This window comes from Candidatus Krumholzibacteriota bacterium, assembly GCA_016932415.1.
In the GTDB taxonomy this organism is placed as follows: Bacteria; Krumholzibacteriota; Krumholzibacteriia; order Krumholzibacteriales; family Krumholzibacteriaceae; genus Krumholzibacterium.
Genome location: JAFGCX010000029.1, coordinates 1 through 16,799, shown reverse-complemented (window position 1 = coordinate 16,799; position 16,799 = coordinate 1). Strand labels below are relative to the sequence as shown.

Here is a 16,799-nt window from a genome sequence, read left to right as displayed (position 1 = left end):
GAGACTGCCTGGAGAGAGAATCAAGGCGGCAGACCGGATGGCCAGAGAGAAAAGAATATTCTGCCCGTGGTGCGGCAACCGGCTCGGTAAAAAAATGGACGAAGGGAGGGTACGCGACTACTGCGAAAAAGAAGACCGCCTGATCTATGATAATCCCCTCCCCGCTTCGACTTCTCTCGTTTTCGACGGTAAGGATAATATCCTTCTGGTACTGAGGAACTGTGAACCGGGGATCGATCAGTGGGCCCTTCCGGGAGGTTTCGTGGAGACCGGTGAAAGCCCGGCTGACGCGGCGATGAGGGAACTGAGGGAAGAGACCGGCCTGACCGGGAGGGACCCTGAACTTATAGACGTCATATTCCAGGAAAGCCTCTTCTATGGCACTTCGATCCTCATCATCGGGTACCGTGTAGATTCATTCTCGGGCGAGATCATGGCGGCAGACGATGCCTCTGAAGCCCGTTTCTTTAAAATCAGCGGTCTTCCCCCCCTTGCCTTTGACAGCCACTCCAAGATGATAAAAAAAGCCCTGGAGAAAGAGTGAGAGACCTGTCCCTCTTATCATCCTGAAAGGATGTGAAATTTTTTGAGATCATCATCGCGGGCAGGCCTGACCTCGACTATCATCTCCTCGCCACCTGTCCTGAAAGAGACCCTCACTGAATCCTCACCGTTTCCCTTGCCATATCTCGCGGTGACAGAAGCAGCGGCGAGAATATCTTCATCGTCAGGATCTCCCTGCACCAAAACGGTAGGTCCTGGAAAATCCACGGCAGCGGCGAGAAGGGAATCTTTCCATTTGCTCTCGATATATTCATTTTCTTCCTGATTCCGTCCCACCACTATCTTTGTCCTCGGGGAAAGCCTGAGATGCCTTCCCGTCGAAAGGAGCACAGTGTCCTCGACGGTAAGTCTGCTGCCGCCATTATGTCTCGTATAATCGATGAATTTCTTCGCGTAATTCTCGTCTGTAAGGACGCATCCACCGGCGGGAGACTGATATTGATCGATTTTCAGCTCCTCGACCAGTTCCATCTGCCTCCTCCTCGTCCTTCCCTGGATGTCGAGAAGTAGCTCCCTGTCGATCAGACCGCTTTTTTCCGCATCCGTCGGAGGAAGAAGCCTGGCGCTGAGAGGCCTTAATAACAACCCTTCCAGTCCGCTCTCTTTTTCCACGGTCCTCATCGCTGAAAGGTGCTGGGACATAGGCCTCTGTCCGACAACTTCACCGGTATAGATAAGATCGGCTTTTCTGCTTATCATTATATCTCTGGCTTTTTTCAGGAGGAATATCCTGCAGTCGACGCAGGGATTGATATTTTTACCAAATCCGTGCTTCGGGCTTGACAAGAGGCCGAGAAATTCTTCCGAGACATCTATCACGGAGACGTTGATGCCGAAAAGAGCCGACAGCTCTTTCTCTTTTTCGTCGGCGATATCGCCGATGCTTTTACCATGATAGACGCGCCCTTTCATACTTCCCTGCGCGAACCCGTTAAGGAAATGCAACCCCTCTATTCTGGCTCCGGTCCTTGCCAGGACAAGAGTCGCGAGAAGGCTGTCAAGACCTCCTGATATCATTCCGATCGCGTAAGGTGTCCTTTCCATGATCACGCCCTGCTGCGCTGACCGAACGACAATATTCGATCAGACCCCAGAATACAGTCATTCGCCGCCAGGCGCAAGAGAGCGTTTCAATCCAGCTCCGATAAAATTGAAGGCGAGCGCCGCCATGAAAATCAGAAACCCGGGAGCAAAGGCGCTGACAGGTGATACCCGTAGAGACATCTGGGCGTTGTGAAGCATGTTTCCCCATGATGGCACGGGAGGCTGGACACCGAACCCGAGGAAACTGAGAGAGCTTTCTATCAGTATGGCGCTGGCGAATCCGACTACCGCCGAAACAGTGACCGGCATCGCCGCCTGCGGAAGAAGGTGTTTGAATATTATTTTCATATCCGCTCCACCAAGCAGCCTTGCCGCCGCGACAAATTCCTCTTCCTTCAACTGGATCAACCTCGATCTTACGACGCGCGATGTCTCCATCCATGTACCGCCGCCTATGACAAGAGGGATCAACCAGAGATGTCCCCGTCCGAACGAAGCGAGGACCATAAGAACAAGAAAAACCGGGACCGAGAGAAAAAGGTCTGTCAGGGATGATACGATCCTGTCGGCATATCCACCGAAATACCCGGCAAGACTTCCCATTATCATTCCGATCAGGGTCGATATCATCACCGTCAGAAAAGCCACAAGAAGAGTATATCTTCCACCATAGAGCAGCCGACTGAAGAGATCCCGGCCGAGATCATCCGTTCCCAGAAGATGTTCGGCCGTTGGAAGCGCGGAAATATTATCGAGATCAATATCGTTGCATCCATATGGAGTCATAAGGGGTGCGGCGGCAGATATCGTGATGATAAAGAGGATCAGGATCATCGATATCACCGCGATCCTGTCGTCGAAGAAGGAACTGCCCCGGCAAGACAGATTCCTTCCATTTCGCCCGGAACAGGCCGTCAGGCAGGAGATATATCCGGTTTTTTCCATTTCAGCCATTGCATATCCTTTTACCTGATCTAACGCCCCGGTCCCGTCCTAAGCGCCATTTGTCCGGAAGTATTGATAGACCTTCCCCGATCGACCTTGATCCGTGGATCCACCACTATATTGAGCAGATCACCGAGGAAATTGAAAAATATTATCAGAAGAGAGGAGATTACAATGATCCCAAGGACCCTGGTATAATCCTGGCGCTGAAGCCCTTCATAAAACAGCCTCCCCATACCCGGCCATGAGAATACCGTCTCGGTTATCACCGCTCCCGTAAAGATCGTAGGTATTTGCATAAGGACTACGTTCATCGCCGGAAGGATCCCGTTTCTCAGAGCGTGTTTCAATATCACTGTCCGTTCATTGAGACCCTTCGCGCGCGCGGTGAGGATGAAATCCCCATGGAAAGCCTCAATCAGCCCTGTCCTTAAATATCTGCTCCAGGAAGCGAGATATGTCAGTGAAAGCACTGCCGATGGAAGCACAAGGTGCCGCGTCCTGTCGAGCAGCGACCATTCCTCACCGATGCTCGACCTTCCTCCGGCCGGCAGCAATCCCGTTTTAAGAGAGAAGAGATATATCGCCATCAGGGCGATCCAGAAGACAGGTATCGATAATCCCGTTATCGAGACGATCGATAGCATATGGTCTATGACCGTTCCCTCCTTCAACGCCGAGACGATCCCGGCGATCCCTCCTATCACCAGGGCTATGACGAACGAAGAGATCATCAGTTCCAGCGTGGCAGGTATCCGTTCGATTATCATCTCTGATACTTTGCGGCCGGTGACATAACTCCTGCCGAAATCGAACCGTAGAAAAACCTGTCTGAACCAGCAGAGATATTGCGCCGCAATTGGCCTGTCAAGTCCAAAATTCTCCCTTATCCTGGCTATATCATCGCCATTTACCTTCGGGTTCGTGCTCATCACTCCGGTCGGACCACCGGGAGCGAGGTGCAGGAGAGAAAAAACGGCAAGAGATACAAGGACCACTACCGGCGGGACCAGGATCGCTCTCCTGAGGATGTATCTTATCATGACGTACCTCCGTATCCGGAGCGCCGCGAAACGGGTCTTTCCGCCGCCGCCGCGGGCGAATCATGATCCTTTGCCGGCCCGGGCAGTATCGCCTTATCTCCCCGCCTGGGGATCACCGTATCAATGCCGAGTTCTTTCTCAATCCTCTTCGACAGAGAAGCGGCGCTTTCGTACTCCCCGTGGACGAGAAATACCTTTCTGACTCCATCGATACCCGACAGCCAGCTTACAAGCTGATCCTGATCAGCGTGCGCCGAGAAAGAGGAGAATCTCATCACTCTAAGCGCCGGGGATATCCATTCTTCCCTGTGGGTCCTGCCGGATGAATACTTCAGAAGCAGAGGATCCGCTCCATCGAGAAGCCGCCTCCCGGCAGAGCTCGGAGGCTGCCACCCCACTATGCATACGAGGTTCTCCGGGTCATCGAACATCGCCGCGAGATGCCTGGGGGAATTCGCGTGATCGAGGTCCCCGCTTGAAGAGATAAAAATTGCGGGAGCATGTCTTCTCGCATGGACTTTCAACGAAGTCTTGCTTCTGACCTCTCTGAGATTTTCCGAGCGCAGGACTTCACCATGATAAAACGACCTTGCCCAACTTGAAAGATCGTCGATCCGACTCCTGTAGATATCGGAGATCTTTTCCGCCGTCGGGCTGTCAGTATAAACAAGGGTCCCGCGAGGGATGATCCCGTACGAACAGTAAAGATCTATCGCGGCTATTACCTCCTGCGTCCTTCCCAGCGTAAAAGCCGGTACAAGAACATCGCCACCTTCTTCGAGAGTCCGCGCGATGGCGCGAGCAAATTCGTCATGCCCACCCGGAAGATCGCTTCCTGTATTTCCCCTACCGGTTAATGGCCCTTTCCCCTCTTGATCGCCGGGATATTCTTTCAATAACGGCTTCTTTTCCCTTACCGTGGAACCGTATGTCGATTCGATGATTACATAATCAGCCTTTTCACAGGTCTCAGGCGGGGGGATCAGCAGAGAACTGCCTGAGCCGATGTCTCCGGAAAATACAACTTTTACCGTGTCAGGATGACTCGCTATCCAGATCTCTATAAATCCAGCTCCGATAAGATGCCCCGCCCTCCTGAACCGGAAAGATACGGGTCCCCTCTCCATGATCGTATCGAACGGCACCGGAGTGAGGCTCTCAATAGCCCTTTCGAACGAAGTTTTCGACACCTTCCTGCGCGAAAAACCCCTTCCCATCTTCAACATGATCGGAGTTATCTCCGCTGTCGCTCGCGTGCAGAAGACAGGTCCGGCAAACCCCCGTTCACAGAGACGCGGGATCAATCCGCAGTGATCGGAATGGGCGTGAGTAAGCAGGACGAATGACAATGAAGCGGCGTCGCCGGGAAGACCTTCCTCACCGGCACTTCCCAGTGCTCCGCAGTCGACCAGAAATCGTGTACCACCGGCAGTGACGAGGTGGCATGATCCTCCGACTTCCCTGGCCGCTCCGAGGAAATCGACAGTAACCTGTTCCGAGGCTGATCCGTTATGATAAATATAGATCGACACAGCCAGGCCTATGGAGAGGAGGATGAATTTCCTCTTCCATGTACCCTCGCCGGCAAGAAATGATCTTATTCGATAACGATCCACTTTAATGACCTTCTACCTTCGGAAATACCACTCGGAGGCGTTCCACGTATCTCCGGATTGAGTAGGATTGGGCCTGTAGTTGACGAGGCCAGCCGGCATGGCGTCGAGCTGCGTCACCCAGAGAAGCGCGATTACCGGCACTTCTTCAAGCAGTATCATATTCACTTCATCATATATCTTTTTTCTCTGCTCGAAACGGACAGTCCTGCTTCCCCCCGACAGCAACCGGGTCAATCTGCTGTTTCTGATCCTCGAATAGTTCTGACCGGCCGGCGGTATGAAGGCCTCCGAATAACTGCCTTCTTTCGTCGAGGGATCGGGAGGAGTGAGGAAAGCGTACAGCGCCATATCGAACTTGCCTGTATTGAGGATACCCCCCTCGTCGTAACTTCCGAAAAGGACTGTGGGATGATAATTGACGATCTCGAGCTTTATACCTATTTTCCCGAGTTGTTCCTGGAGGACTACTTCCGTCCTTTCCCTGTTAACCCTGCCGGCGGTAGTGGAGATACTCATCTTAAGCGGCCGTCCATCCTTTTCCCTGATCCCGTCGCCATCGCGATCGATCCACCCCGCCTCTCTCAAAAGATCAGCGGCTTTTTCCGGGTCGCAGGCGAATCTTTCCCTGCCAGCGTCAGTATAGTAGAGCGAGGATGGATGATCGTCTCCATACGCGGGTACCCATATCCCTTCATAGATCTTTTCAGAAAGAAGCCGGCGGTCTACAGCCATCGCGATCGCGCTTCTTACCTTTCTGTCGGAAAGGACAGGGCTGTCAAGGTTGAGATCGAGATGTTCGTTGAATAGAGCGACATTCCTGTAGACCTCGATCCCGGCAGTCTCCTTGACCGCTCTGAGCAGCATATTCGGAGCATTGTCAATCCCCATGATCTCCCCGGTCTGAAGCTGAAGCAGCAGAGAGTTTCCATCTGGAATAAATACTATTGTGATCTCGTCAAGAAAAGGTCCGTCTCCGTACCAGTCTCTGTTTGCCCTGACAGTTATATGCGACCCCGCGACCCATTCGTCGAATATGAATGGCCCTGAACCGACCGGGGCGCGATGGAAATCAAGCCCCTGGAATTCCGGTCCCAGTGAAGGAGCGAGCAGATGTGCCGGCAGGACTGATTCGTCGTAGAAACAGTCCCCCGTAAAATTAACATAGACTTCTCTGAGGTGGAAAATAACGGTATTCGGATCTGGAGTGTCGACACTTTCGACGATATCCCATCCCTGCCTCGTCTCTACATTTATATCGGGACAGACCATCACCCTCCAGCTGAATTCGACGTCGGCCGAAGTGACAGGCTTGCCATCGTGCCAGAAAGCGTCATCCCTGATATGATATGTATATGTCAGATAATCGGGAGAGATACCCCCATTTTCCACCGTGGGGATCTCCGTTATCAGATCGGGGATCAGCTCCATTTTTTCGTTATGCTTGACAAATTTACTGAAAATCAGATTGCAAACATACACTACGGCGACCATGCTGTTTACAGCTTCGTTGAGAATCTCCGGTTCCTGCTGCATGCCGATAACCAGCCGCCCTCCCTCATTTTTTACCAGTCCCTCACCTCTGCCCGCCGGTTGCCGGCCGTCAGACTGATCATTCCCAGGCGGACCACATGAAAAAGTAACTGCAGTAATAGCAATTAATAACGCGGACCAGCATCGCCCTGCCGTCATATACGCCTCCTGTCGCTGACAATAGATATTTTTTTCCATGAATACTCTATGCATGTGGCATGCCAGTACTAAAGTCACAAAAATCACTGGTTTAAAGTCCGGCTAGATGTAGGAATGCAGCCCGCCGAGAAACAGATTTCCGAGAAAACTGAGCATTATGATGCCGAGTCCCACGATCGACATCTTCGCCATCATCCTTCCCTTCCATCTTCCCCTGACATTCTGGTGCAGGACCAGCGTGTAGAAAAGCCATATGACTAGGGCGCCGGTCTCTTTCGGGTCCCAGCTCCAGAAACGCCCCCAGGCGTAGTTGGCCCATATCGCTCCGGCAAAGAGAGCGCCGATCGTAAAGACCGGATATCCTATCCTGATAGCTCCGGAAATGAGCTCATCGAGAAATCCGGTCGATACCAGGCTCTCTTTTTCGTTCTTCCCTCCTTTTCTTAAAAGCAATATAAGGGCCGCTCCCGAAGATACGAGAAAAGCTCCCTCCGAAGCGGCGGCAAGAGTGACATGTATGTAAAACCAATAGCTCTGCAGGGCGGGCATCAGCGCTGACGCGTTCTTGGGAAGCATCGACGCGATCACCAGGACCATCACGAGGACCGGGGAAACGATGACTCCGAGGATAAGCATCCTGTACCTGAATATCATCACGATCGCCCAGATCGCTATGATCCAAGACATCGTAAGTGAATATTCGAACATCGTCGCCAGGGGAGGATGCGAACTGACAGTCCACCTGGCCACAAGTCCCGCTGTCTGAAGGATAAGAGCTATTGAAAATATTACCAGGCCAGCTTTGCCGGCACTTTCCTTTTTCGATCCCGCGTAGATACTGAAAAGGATGAAAGATGAAATATAGAACCAGAACGATCCCCAGAAAAAACCGATGTCGACCTGTTGAAGCATTCATCTCTCCCTTTTCAAAGATCGATACTGACTGTCCTGGACAGCATATCCCTTATCTGTCCCTCTATCGCCTCAAATTTGCCGTGGCCGCCTACATTCCAGTTTCCAGCCGCGGCATATATTACTATCCTGTCCTTGCCAATACAGCCGTTTATGATACGGTGGTCGAAGATATAGAGCATAATCAGTCCGATGGAGGCAAGTATCATCCCCGCCCACAGGACCGGGGAACCGGGATTGGAGGTCATCTCCAGCCCGGTATAATATACCGGTTCGATATCTTCAAGGCCGATCGAGAGAAAACGGTCGAACTTCGCGTTGAATCTTGGATGAAGAGCGAACAGATAACCTTTCACGGACTTTCCATCGGCGTGAAGAATTATCTCCAGGGCGGGATTTCGCATCATCGAAGTTGCCGAATAGGGACCTTTTTCCCCCATTCTGAAATCAGGATAAAATCTCTCAGCCTCGATCGAAAAAACAGAATCGGCAGATACAGCGCTTTTTCCCGGAGTGAGGATCAGCCTCTCGCTCGATGAATCAAGGTGGACGAATCTGACCGCCGCCCTTGAAAACTCCTCGTCGCCTGTATAATAGGAGCTTTGATAAAGGCGGACTCCCTCGAAGGAAAAAGGCTTATTGACTTCGACTTCGGCTGTCCTTACTACATTTTCCTCACTGTCAATTATTGAAATAGTCGAAATATAGTCTCCCACCTGTCCTCCAGTAGAGAGCAGGATCCTGAAATCTTCGACGCGTATTGAAAACCCGCTTTTGTATAACGGGATAATATCCCCTTTTCTTCCATATACCATCTCTGACACGCCGGTTATGCTACCGGTCATCATGCCCGCCGTAATGACCACCAGGGCCACGTGAAATATAAAATTACCGAGATATTTCCATCTTCCCCTGACAGCGGAGAAAAATATCGCCCCATCGCCGTCCGACCTGGTGGTGAAAAAACCGTTTTTTTTCATGATCGAGGAGAGCGACCGGTATATCGGGTCTTTCAACTCATCTCCCTCATCGATATCGATTCCATGCTTTCTGGCAAAGTGGACCAGCGGGTCTTTGCGTCTTTCCCCCGAACCTAATGGATCGATATAAAGGATGCTAGTTCCACGTGACCCGTCAGGGATATCTCTTCTCATCCCCACGACGCCGGGTCTGAAAGATCTTAGAATAAAGCTTCTCCATCTCGTCGCGAGGCAAAGAAGGAGGACCAGGAGAAAGAGTATGAGGACACCGGTATACCAGAAAGAATGAAAGGGATCATAGACCTTCAGCCAGGTGCAGATCCTGACCGGGAACTCTCCCCACCTGGCGGTATATTCAGCAAGACGCAGATTGAAATCATTGGGAAAAAGCTCGGTAAGAAGCCAGCCTGCCGCCGTAGTGCCGAAAAGAACCGAGATGACCGATATCGCAAGCTTCTGGCTTATCACGGGATGTTTAATCTTTTCTTCAGACCGTTTCAATCCAGCCTCCATTCCGATCAGCGTAGCGGGTACAGTATATTTTATTTGCCCGGTTTATGGAAGGAAAGATATTTACTTAAAGGCGGCAAGCAGTTATATACCTTAATATACAATCAATGGACAGGAGAAAGAGATGTCTGACAGATATATTGATTCCGGAAGATCGCGTGAGCGCTGGTTCCCTGTCCTTTTTATCGCTTTACTGCTGCCGAACCTTTCCCTCGGCTGCGGAGATGATGCGCAGGTCAAGGCGATGAAAGACAGATTCGAGTCGATAAAAAAAGAAGCCGTCTCTCTGTACCTGCAGCTGCACCCGCTGAGATGTTCCCGCCTGGGGATGACTTCGGCGGATTCTCTTCTCTTTACATTTTCGAAAGAGGAACTCTCACATCAGACCGGACGGATAGAATCCCTCCTGGAGCTTTTCAGTGGCTTGAGCGCCTCCGGGCTTGGCGAATCTGAGATGGAGGAATCGTCCATTATTCTCTTCTGGCTTAGAGGGGAAGCGTTCGCGTTGAAGAAACTCCGGAATCATGAACATAATCCACTCCTGTATTGCTGGATGATCGATGAAGCCCTTTTCGGGATTCCCTCCCGTGGAGCTGCTCCTCCTGAAGAAGAATATGCCGCTTACCTCAAAAGAATAGACCAGATTCCACTGTTGCTCGACAATGCCAGATCGAATCTGCGCAATCCAGCCGAGCTGCACGTGGCAAGAGCCATAGAAAGGCTATCTGTCACTCTTGAAGGGTTCGAGGGACTTCAGCAACACATCGAGAGAAGATATGGCAGTCTGCCCGGATCGATCAGTTCTGTCGGCCGATCGGTCTCGGAGTTCAGGGATCATCTCAGGGATACTGTCCTCCCCGATGCTCATGGAAGACATATAATGGGGATCGAGGATCTTTCAGACCTTCTCAAGTATTCGGAACACCTCGACATCGATATAGACCAGTTTATCACCGAAGCTGAAAAAAGTATCAGGAAACAGCGGTCACAGCTCGCGTCGATAGAAAAAAACCCTCTCCACGCGATCGATAAGAAGGACTCGCCCCTCGGCGCACCCGAGATGCAAGGTCCGCCGGATCCGGAACCTTCGGAGGGAAAGGACCCCCATGAGGAAATAGAGACGATCCGCCTGAAAATCCTGGAACAGATCGCCGGGCAGAATATATTCGGCCGTTCCTTATCGGGAGATCCGGAGATCGTCTGGACAGACCTTCCCGCCCTGCCTGAAGACCTGCCTGTCGATCCATACCTCGTCGTCCCCGAATATGTGCCTGACAATATGACCTGGACAGTATGCGGACTTGAAAGCGGCAGGAGTAAAAATGTGCTGCTGCTCATCGACCGGCGCCTCGAGGATCTCGATTATCCGGGGATCCTCTACAGGCTTATCAGTACCATGGAACCGCTTTACAGGGCAAAATACAAGCTCTGCCGCGAGGATTCTCCCATTAAGAGGATTTTTGTTTCAAGGCTTTACCTGCTTGCGTGGAAAGCGTTGAACTACAAGGATATCACGACACTCGATCCCGACCACAAACTCAGCATACGCAAGTTGTACCTCGAAGAAAAAAATCTCGAACTCGCCAGGATGCTGATCACCCTGAGACTCCACTCTGGAAGAAGCACTGTTGATTCGAGCGTAGAGTTTCTGATGAAGGAACTCGGCATGACGAAAAAAGAGGCGGCAATGGAAGTCGCCATCGCTTCAGCGACACCATCAGTGGGATATCCCGGTCTGGCGGTCATGCTTCTTGATGATATGTCAAGAACAGCCTCATCGGTAAAACGTGATAGAAACCCCCGTAACAGGATCCGCGAGATGATGCTTGAAAACATCGGTCTACCGCTTCCGATGATAACCGGCAAGATCACGGAATGAAACAATAGCTGGACGAATGGCGTAATAGAATCAGGGCAGATCCGATGGACCGGATCCCCGGTGACGATACATTCAGACGGAGGTCTATTATGATGAGAAATACTCTTGGATCATTGATGATCGTGATCATCACAGCGCTTGCTTCATGCGGCGCGCAGGGACGCGAGATCGAAAGGGATTATCATAAGACATATGATGTCTCTCCGGGATACGGCCTGCGTCTTAAAAACGGTGACGGAAACGTCTTCATTAAACGCTGGGACAAGGATGTCCTAGATATAAAAGTGGAATACCTCGCGGAATATAAATCAATAGGCGCGGGCGAGAGGGATTTCAAGGTCAACTTCAGGACAAAGAATGACATTATCGAAGTGACCGAGGTCGAGACGAGCACGCCGGTCATCGGGTTTCATATCTTCAATATAAAAGAGTACAGCTATACTATCTTTGCGCCCGATTACCTGACTCTCGAGATAAACGGAGACGATGGCGAGATATATATTGACGACTGGCGCGCAAATATCGAGATCTCATTAGATGACGGCGCCGCTGTCCTGAGAGGTATTGAATGCGATCAGACTATCATCAGTATCGAGGATGGCGAACTCAATATCGGGGATCACAAGGGTAATCTTGAAATCGATTATGATGATGGCAGAATCGAGATATTCAGATGTTCCATTCCCGAATGCATCATTCGCGGGGAAGACGGCCCTCTGAGTATACGTGACACCAAGGGAGATTTCGATATAGAACTCGATGATGGTGATGCCGATATATACAGGCTGCTGACTGAAAACCTGCATTACCAGGGTGGCGATGGCGATCTCGAGATGGAAATCCTCAGGATTGATGATATTGATATTGATATAAGAACGGACGATGGCGATATAGATCTCGATCTCGAAGAGGGCATATCGGCTAAATTCTCGATAGATGTCGATGACGCGAGGATACGGATCGATCTCCCCTCCGGAACGATTATCGAAAAAGATGAGAACTGGGTCTCCGGGAAGCTCCGCGATGGAAAAGGAAGGATACGTATACGGACTTCGGATGGAAATGTCAATTTAAGAGAGATCCGATGACCGTCATAATCCGGGCCGGTCCGACCTGTAGACTATTTCTCCTCCTATGACAGTGGCGACCACCTCTATCCGGGGAATCAACTCAGGTTCGATCTTCATTATGTCTTCGGAAAGAACGACAAAATCTGCCAGTTTCCCCTTTTCGATCGACCCACGGTCCTCTTCCTGGTGGACGGCCCACGCCGCATCGAGAGTGAAAGCACGCACCGCCTCTTCGATATTGAGACATTCGCATCCTCTCCATCCGCCTTCCGGCTTATGCTCCAGGTCCATCCGCGTGACGGCGGCATAGATACCGAGCATGGGATCTATTGATTCAACTGGAAAATCTGAACCGCCCGGTATCCTGCATCCCGCCGAGATGAGGGTCCGCCACGCGTAGGCTCCCTTGATCCTTTCCGGTCCAAGCCGGTCCCGGGCCCATCCCATATCCGAAGTACAGTGAGTGAACTGCATCGAGGGGACTACACCAAGCCTCGCGAACCTCCCTATATCGTCGGGAGACAATACCTGCGCGTGCTCGATCCTGTCTCTCATATCCTCGAGACCATCGGCGTTCCTTACCTTTTCGAACTGATCGAGTACCATCCGGTTTCCCCTGTCTCCGATGGCATGTACTGCGACTGGAAAACCCTTGCTGTGACAATTTACGATCCCGCGATAAAGTTCGCCCGGGTCTGTGACGAGCAGTCCCCTGTTTCCCGGATCATCAGAATAATCATCTATCAGGGCAGCGCTTCTCGCTCCAAGCGATCCGTCGCTATAAAATTTTACGCCTGCTACTTCGAAATGATGGCCAGCAAATCCCCTCATCGGGCCCTCATCGAGCAGACTGTCCAGAGATACCTCGTTGTTCTGGTAATATACCGTCAACCTGACAGGAAGTTCTTCCGCTATGTACATCTCCCGGTATATCGAGGCCGTTTCGGCCGAGATCCCCATTTCATGCACGCCTGTCAGGCCGACCGACAGGCATTCCAGCGCCGCTTCCCTGTAAAGCCTCTTTTTCTCATCCCTTCCCGGAGAGGGGATCTTCACTCTGACCAGTTCCAATGCTTCATCTATCAGCAGACCCGTCGGCTCTCCGTCACTGCCATGGATGATCTTCCCTCCTGGAGGATCTGGAGTATTCCTGTCTATACCTGCAAGGACCAGGGCCGGCGAATTGACGATTGCCGCGTGCCCGCACACCCTTACCAGAAAAACAGGATTGCCGGGAGAGATCTCGTCGATCTCTTTCTTTCCCGGGAAATGCTGATCGCTCCAGTCGTTCTGGTCCCATCCACGCCCTTTTATCCACTCTCCCTTTTCAAGTCTTCGAGCCCTGTCCGACACCATAGCGGATATTTCGACCAGCGACGACGTGCCGGTCAGATCGATCGACTCCCGGCCAAGAGCATATCCGTTGAAATGAGCGTGCGCGTCGACCAGGCCGGGAATGACGCACAACCCCTTCAGATCGTATCTTTTCGTCGCCGCGTTGCATAATCCCGCCAGTTCCTCGCTGCTGCCCGCGGCGATGATCCTGTCGCCACTTATCGCGACTGCCTCTACGACATGGCCAGCTGCTTTCATCGTATAGAATTGTCCGTTATAATACAGACTTTCCACCCTTTCACGCTCCTTCCGATGCGGATCAGCCGCCATTGCCGTCTCTGCCAGGCGGGATAAAATGAGCCCCGCGCAGATCAAGATCCATATGGATCTTCCCATCACATGCTCCTTCGGTTTTGATTCCATGATCGAGTGAATATGACACTACTCCGTATACAACTGCTTGATAACGCCCCAGGTCGATTCCCTGACAGCCACGCCGGAACATCCAGGCGCGGAAGTGAAAGCACCCAGATTGACACCGCAGCTGTTATTCGCCGCCCAACACGGTGAATCGACATGAAGATAGTAAAGGCCCGGTGAATCGCCAGCTTCATAACAGAAACGAGGCATCTCGAAAAAATCACCAGCGCCCTGGGCGCATCCATCATAGTCGACCGTATTCTCCCATAAATCGTTACAAGTGATGATCGATGCCCCGCCCGTGCAGGCGATGCCGGTCTGCTGCCTGTAGAGGATATTGTTGCTTATCGAGACATTCCCCCCCGATACGCTGATACCTGTCCCTCCCTCGACTATTGTCATGTTTCTTACGGTAATACCGCTTCCTCCCTCGATACTGACTCCCGTATCACAGCTCTCGATCAGGTCGAACGATATCTCGGGGGCAGACGATGTGCCGGTGACTCTTATTCCCGCAACCGATCCGGAGAGAACAAGGAAACTGACCATCGGAGAACAGTCATCCACAAGTATGCCTGTCTCAAAACCGGTCGGCTTGATCCCCCATATCGCGCATGTGAAATTCACATTTCTCAAAGTGAGGCATGTGCCGATGCCAGGTTCGGGAGATTCAATGACGGGGATCCCATCACCCGATATTATCCAAATGTTCTTTCCATCTATTACCAGTCCAGTTTCGTAATACGTTCCGCCGTTCACCCTGACGCGGTCCCCTTCCACTGTCGAATCGATCGCTGCCTGGATCGTCGGAGCATCGCCCGATCCATCATCGTTGACTGTCCATATCTGTTGAGCGCCGGCGGATGAAAAGGACGAAAGGATCAACAACAGCAGTAACAAGTTCTTCAACGTCATGACACACCTCTTATAAAGGATATTTGTTCGATTATATCATATTATTCAAACAGGGGTCGAGTCGAAATCGAAGGCGGAAACATGGTGGTCTCCCCTTTCGAAGAGGGGCTGATCCCGGGCTTATCACAAAAATATCGTTATACTTGCCCGCACGGCCATGATACATTATTATCCTGTTATGTCAGGAACGAAAGGAAACGGAAATTAGTATGCAATACCAGTACCGAAGGAACCCATATTCAAACCTTTTTGGAAACAGCGTCGTAAACAAGATAGTAATAGCCAACGTAATAGTCTTTTTCCTGCAGATAATACTGTCAAGGACCGGTTTCCAGGATTTCTTCGCTCTCTACCCCAGAGATGTCATCTTCAAGGGGTATATCTGGCAGCTGGTCACCTATATGTTCCTTCATGGCAGTCTTTCCCATATCTTTTTCAATATGATCGTCATCTGGATGTTCGGCACTACTCTCGAGCAGGTATGGGGAAGCCGCCGTTTTCTTAAATATTACTTCATCTGCGGCCTGGGCGGCGCTGTCTTCAGTTTTATCTTCTCCTTCAACGTTCCAGTGATCGGTGCCTCTGCGGCTGGATACGGTATCCTCCTCGCCTACGCCGTTCTCTTTCCATATAACCAGATATATATTTGGGGGATCATCCCGATAAGGGCCAGGACTCTCGTCATCATCCTCGGAGCGGTCTCTTTCGTCTTCGGAATAGCCGGCGGGGGAATAATAGCCCATTTTGCCCATCTTGGAGGAATGGCCGCGGGACTTATCTATCTCAAGAACGATCACAGAAGCAGAGGATTTTTCTCCTGGCTATCGAGATTATGGGACAGATTCCCGCTGAAGATCAGCTTTGAAAAAGACCAGGATGACAAACGAGGCGCGGCGGCGAATGACGCCGATAAAATCGATTCGATCCTCGACAAGATCTCGGAGAAAGGTTATGAGAACCTCTCGGAGACCGAAAAACGGATCCTTGAGCGCTATTCGGACAAGGGAAAAGACCTCTGATCACAGTCATATCGACCAGCGACTTCCGCAAATCCAGACCGATGCAAGCTATTGCGTAAGGGATTTGACCGCGTAGGCGAGAGCTTCCTTTTCCTCTTCACTGAGGTCACGAGTAGGGTTCCCGTCCTTGACCTCGAGCGCGTACGCCCGTGTCGAGTTTCTTCCGACAAGGTTGGTCAGGATCAGTCCGTTTTTCTCAAGAGTCAGAAAGCAGATCGAATAACTCTGCATGCCCCCGATATCTTCGAAAGCGTTGAACTTGACTATACCAGTACCTCTGTAACACCTGTCGAGACTGCTGAATATTTTTCTGATCTCCTCGGAATGCCCCCTGATGTATTCACGGTTCTCATCGACACCCTTGAGAAGTTTCTCAAGAGACTTCTCGGTACCGGAACTCTTGTGAAATTGAGCCATTTCGCCGAAAGGTTTTCTCATCCTTCTTATTTCCAGCAGCATGAATATTACAGATGCCGCGAGAAAGAGCGACAGTATTGCCGATGAGAGCACGATGGCATTGAGATTCTCGGCGATCATTCCATTTAGATCCAACTGAACAGCCTCCCCAGGGTAAAGTTCGATGAGACCGAGACTACTTCACGAAGCGTCTGTATGTAAAGAATTATTTCCCTGCCGGAAGATAAGAAGAAATATCAACTCTCCATAACTGCAAGGCCGATGCCGGTCTGCTGCCGGAAAAGAAAAAAGGCACGTACCGGAAGGGAAGATCAGCGTTACATGCTCCCCTATCCCCGAACGGGCCCTTATAAAAAAATGCCGAGGGCGGGACTTGAACCCGCACGAGATCTCTCCCACTACCCCCTCAAAGTAGCGTGTCTACCAGTTCCACCACCTCGG

General features: G+C 51.3%; 14 protein-coding genes and 1 tRNA gene. 4 read left to right on the top strand and 11 right to left on the bottom strand.

The window, feature by feature from the left end; genetic code table 11:
- The first annotated feature begins 37 nt into the window (after positions 1 to 37).
- Entirely contained in the window at positions 38 to 544 is a 507-nt protein-coding gene (locus JW814_10130; protein ID MBN2071801.1) for an NUDIX hydrolase, read from the top strand.
- A 17-nt stretch (positions 545 to 561) separates the two neighbouring features.
- On the opposite strand, the gene JW814_10125 is transcribed toward JW814_10130, so the two are convergent.
- The 7 genes from JW814_10125 to JW814_10095 all read right to left on the bottom strand — a co-directional run bounded on the left by JW814_10125 (position 562) and on the right by JW814_10095 (position 9,294).
- Positions 562 to 1,608: a thiamine biosynthesis protein gene (locus JW814_10125; protein MBN2071800.1), complete on the bottom strand. Its 1,047-nt coding sequence runs from the start codon at positions 1,606 to 1,608 to the stop codon at positions 562 to 564.
- Between the two features lie 57 nt (positions 1,609 to 1,665).
- Positions 1,666 to 2,562, bottom strand: coding sequence for an ABC transporter permease (locus tag JW814_10120; protein MBN2071799.1), 897 nt, complete (start codon positions 2,560 to 2,562; stop codon positions 1,666 to 1,668).
- Between the two features lie 20 nt (positions 2,563 to 2,582).
- Entirely contained in the window at positions 2,583 to 3,596 is a 1,014-nt protein-coding gene (locus JW814_10115; GenBank protein MBN2071798.1) for an ABC transporter permease, read from the bottom strand.
- Complete coding sequence (locus JW814_10110; protein MBN2071797.1) at positions 3,593 to 5,212, bottom strand: MBL fold metallo-hydrolase; 1,620 nt, start codon at positions 5,210 to 5,212, stop codon at positions 3,593 to 3,595. Before JW814_10110 ends, JW814_10115 begins: the two co-directional genes overlap by 4 nt.
- Positions 5,213 to 5,224: 12 nt before the next feature.
- Positions 5,225 to 6,745 carry a peptide ABC transporter substrate-binding protein gene (locus tag JW814_10105; protein ID MBN2071796.1) on the bottom strand — a complete coding sequence of 507 codons (1,521 nt, stop codon included), beginning with the start codon at positions 6,743 to 6,745 and terminating at the stop codon, positions 5,225 to 5,227.
- A 258-nt stretch (positions 6,746 to 7,003) separates the two neighbouring features.
- Positions 7,004 to 7,813: a c-type cytochrome biogenesis protein CcsB gene (gene ccsB, locus JW814_10100; protein ID MBN2071795.1), complete on the bottom strand. Its 810-nt coding sequence runs from the start codon at positions 7,811 to 7,813 to the stop codon at positions 7,004 to 7,006.
- Between the two features lie 14 nt (positions 7,814 to 7,827).
- Complete coding sequence (locus tag JW814_10095) at positions 7,828 to 9,294, bottom strand: cytochrome c biogenesis protein ResB (GenBank protein MBN2071794.1); 1,467 nt, start codon at positions 9,292 to 9,294, stop codon at positions 7,828 to 7,830.
- Positions 9,295 to 9,427: 133 nt separating this feature from the next.
- Between JW814_10095 and JW814_10090 the strand changes: the two genes are divergently transcribed.
- Together JW814_10090 and JW814_10085 are read left to right on the top strand one after the other, a co-directional pair.
- Positions 9,428 to 11,182 carry a DUF885 family protein gene (locus tag JW814_10090; GenBank protein MBN2071793.1) on the top strand — a complete coding sequence of 585 codons (1,755 nt, stop codon included), beginning with the start codon at positions 9,428 to 9,430 and terminating at the stop codon, positions 11,180 to 11,182.
- An 89-nt stretch (positions 11,183 to 11,271) separates the two neighbouring features.
- Positions 11,272 to 12,270, top strand: a complete 999-nt coding sequence (locus JW814_10085; protein MBN2071792.1) for a DUF4097 family beta strand repeat protein — start codon at positions 11,272 to 11,274, stop codon at positions 12,268 to 12,270.
- Between the two features lie 3 nt (positions 12,271 to 12,273).
- On the opposite strand, the gene JW814_10080 is transcribed toward JW814_10085, so the two are convergent.
- Together JW814_10080 and JW814_10075 are read right to left on the bottom strand one after the other, a co-directional pair.
- Positions 12,274 to 13,983 (bottom strand): amidohydrolase, encoded by a 1,710-nt coding sequence (locus JW814_10080; protein ID MBN2071791.1) that lies wholly within the window; start codon positions 13,981 to 13,983, stop codon positions 12,274 to 12,276.
- Positions 13,984 to 14,028: 45 nt separating this feature from the next.
- The gene (locus JW814_10075) at positions 14,029 to 14,922 is read right to left on the bottom strand and encodes a right-handed parallel beta-helix repeat-containing protein (GenBank protein ID MBN2071790.1); all 894 of its coding nucleotides are present in this window, start codon (positions 14,920 to 14,922) and stop codon (positions 14,029 to 14,031) included.
- 209 nt (positions 14,923 to 15,131) lie between these two features.
- Here JW814_10075 and JW814_10070 point away from each other — a divergent pair, with 209 nt between their 5' ends.
- Positions 15,132 to 15,941, top strand: coding sequence for a rhomboid family intramembrane serine protease (locus JW814_10070; GenBank protein MBN2071789.1), 810 nt, complete (start codon positions 15,132 to 15,134; stop codon positions 15,939 to 15,941).
- Positions 15,942 to 15,989: 48 nt separating this feature from the next.
- Here JW814_10070 and JW814_10065 read toward each other — a convergent pair whose 3' ends face one another.
- Entirely contained in the window at positions 15,990 to 16,493 is a 504-nt protein-coding gene (locus tag JW814_10065; protein MBN2071788.1) for a DUF4446 family protein, read from the bottom strand.
- 223 nt (positions 16,494 to 16,716) lie between these two features.
- Positions 16,717 to 16,799 (bottom strand) — tRNA-Leu (locus JW814_10060).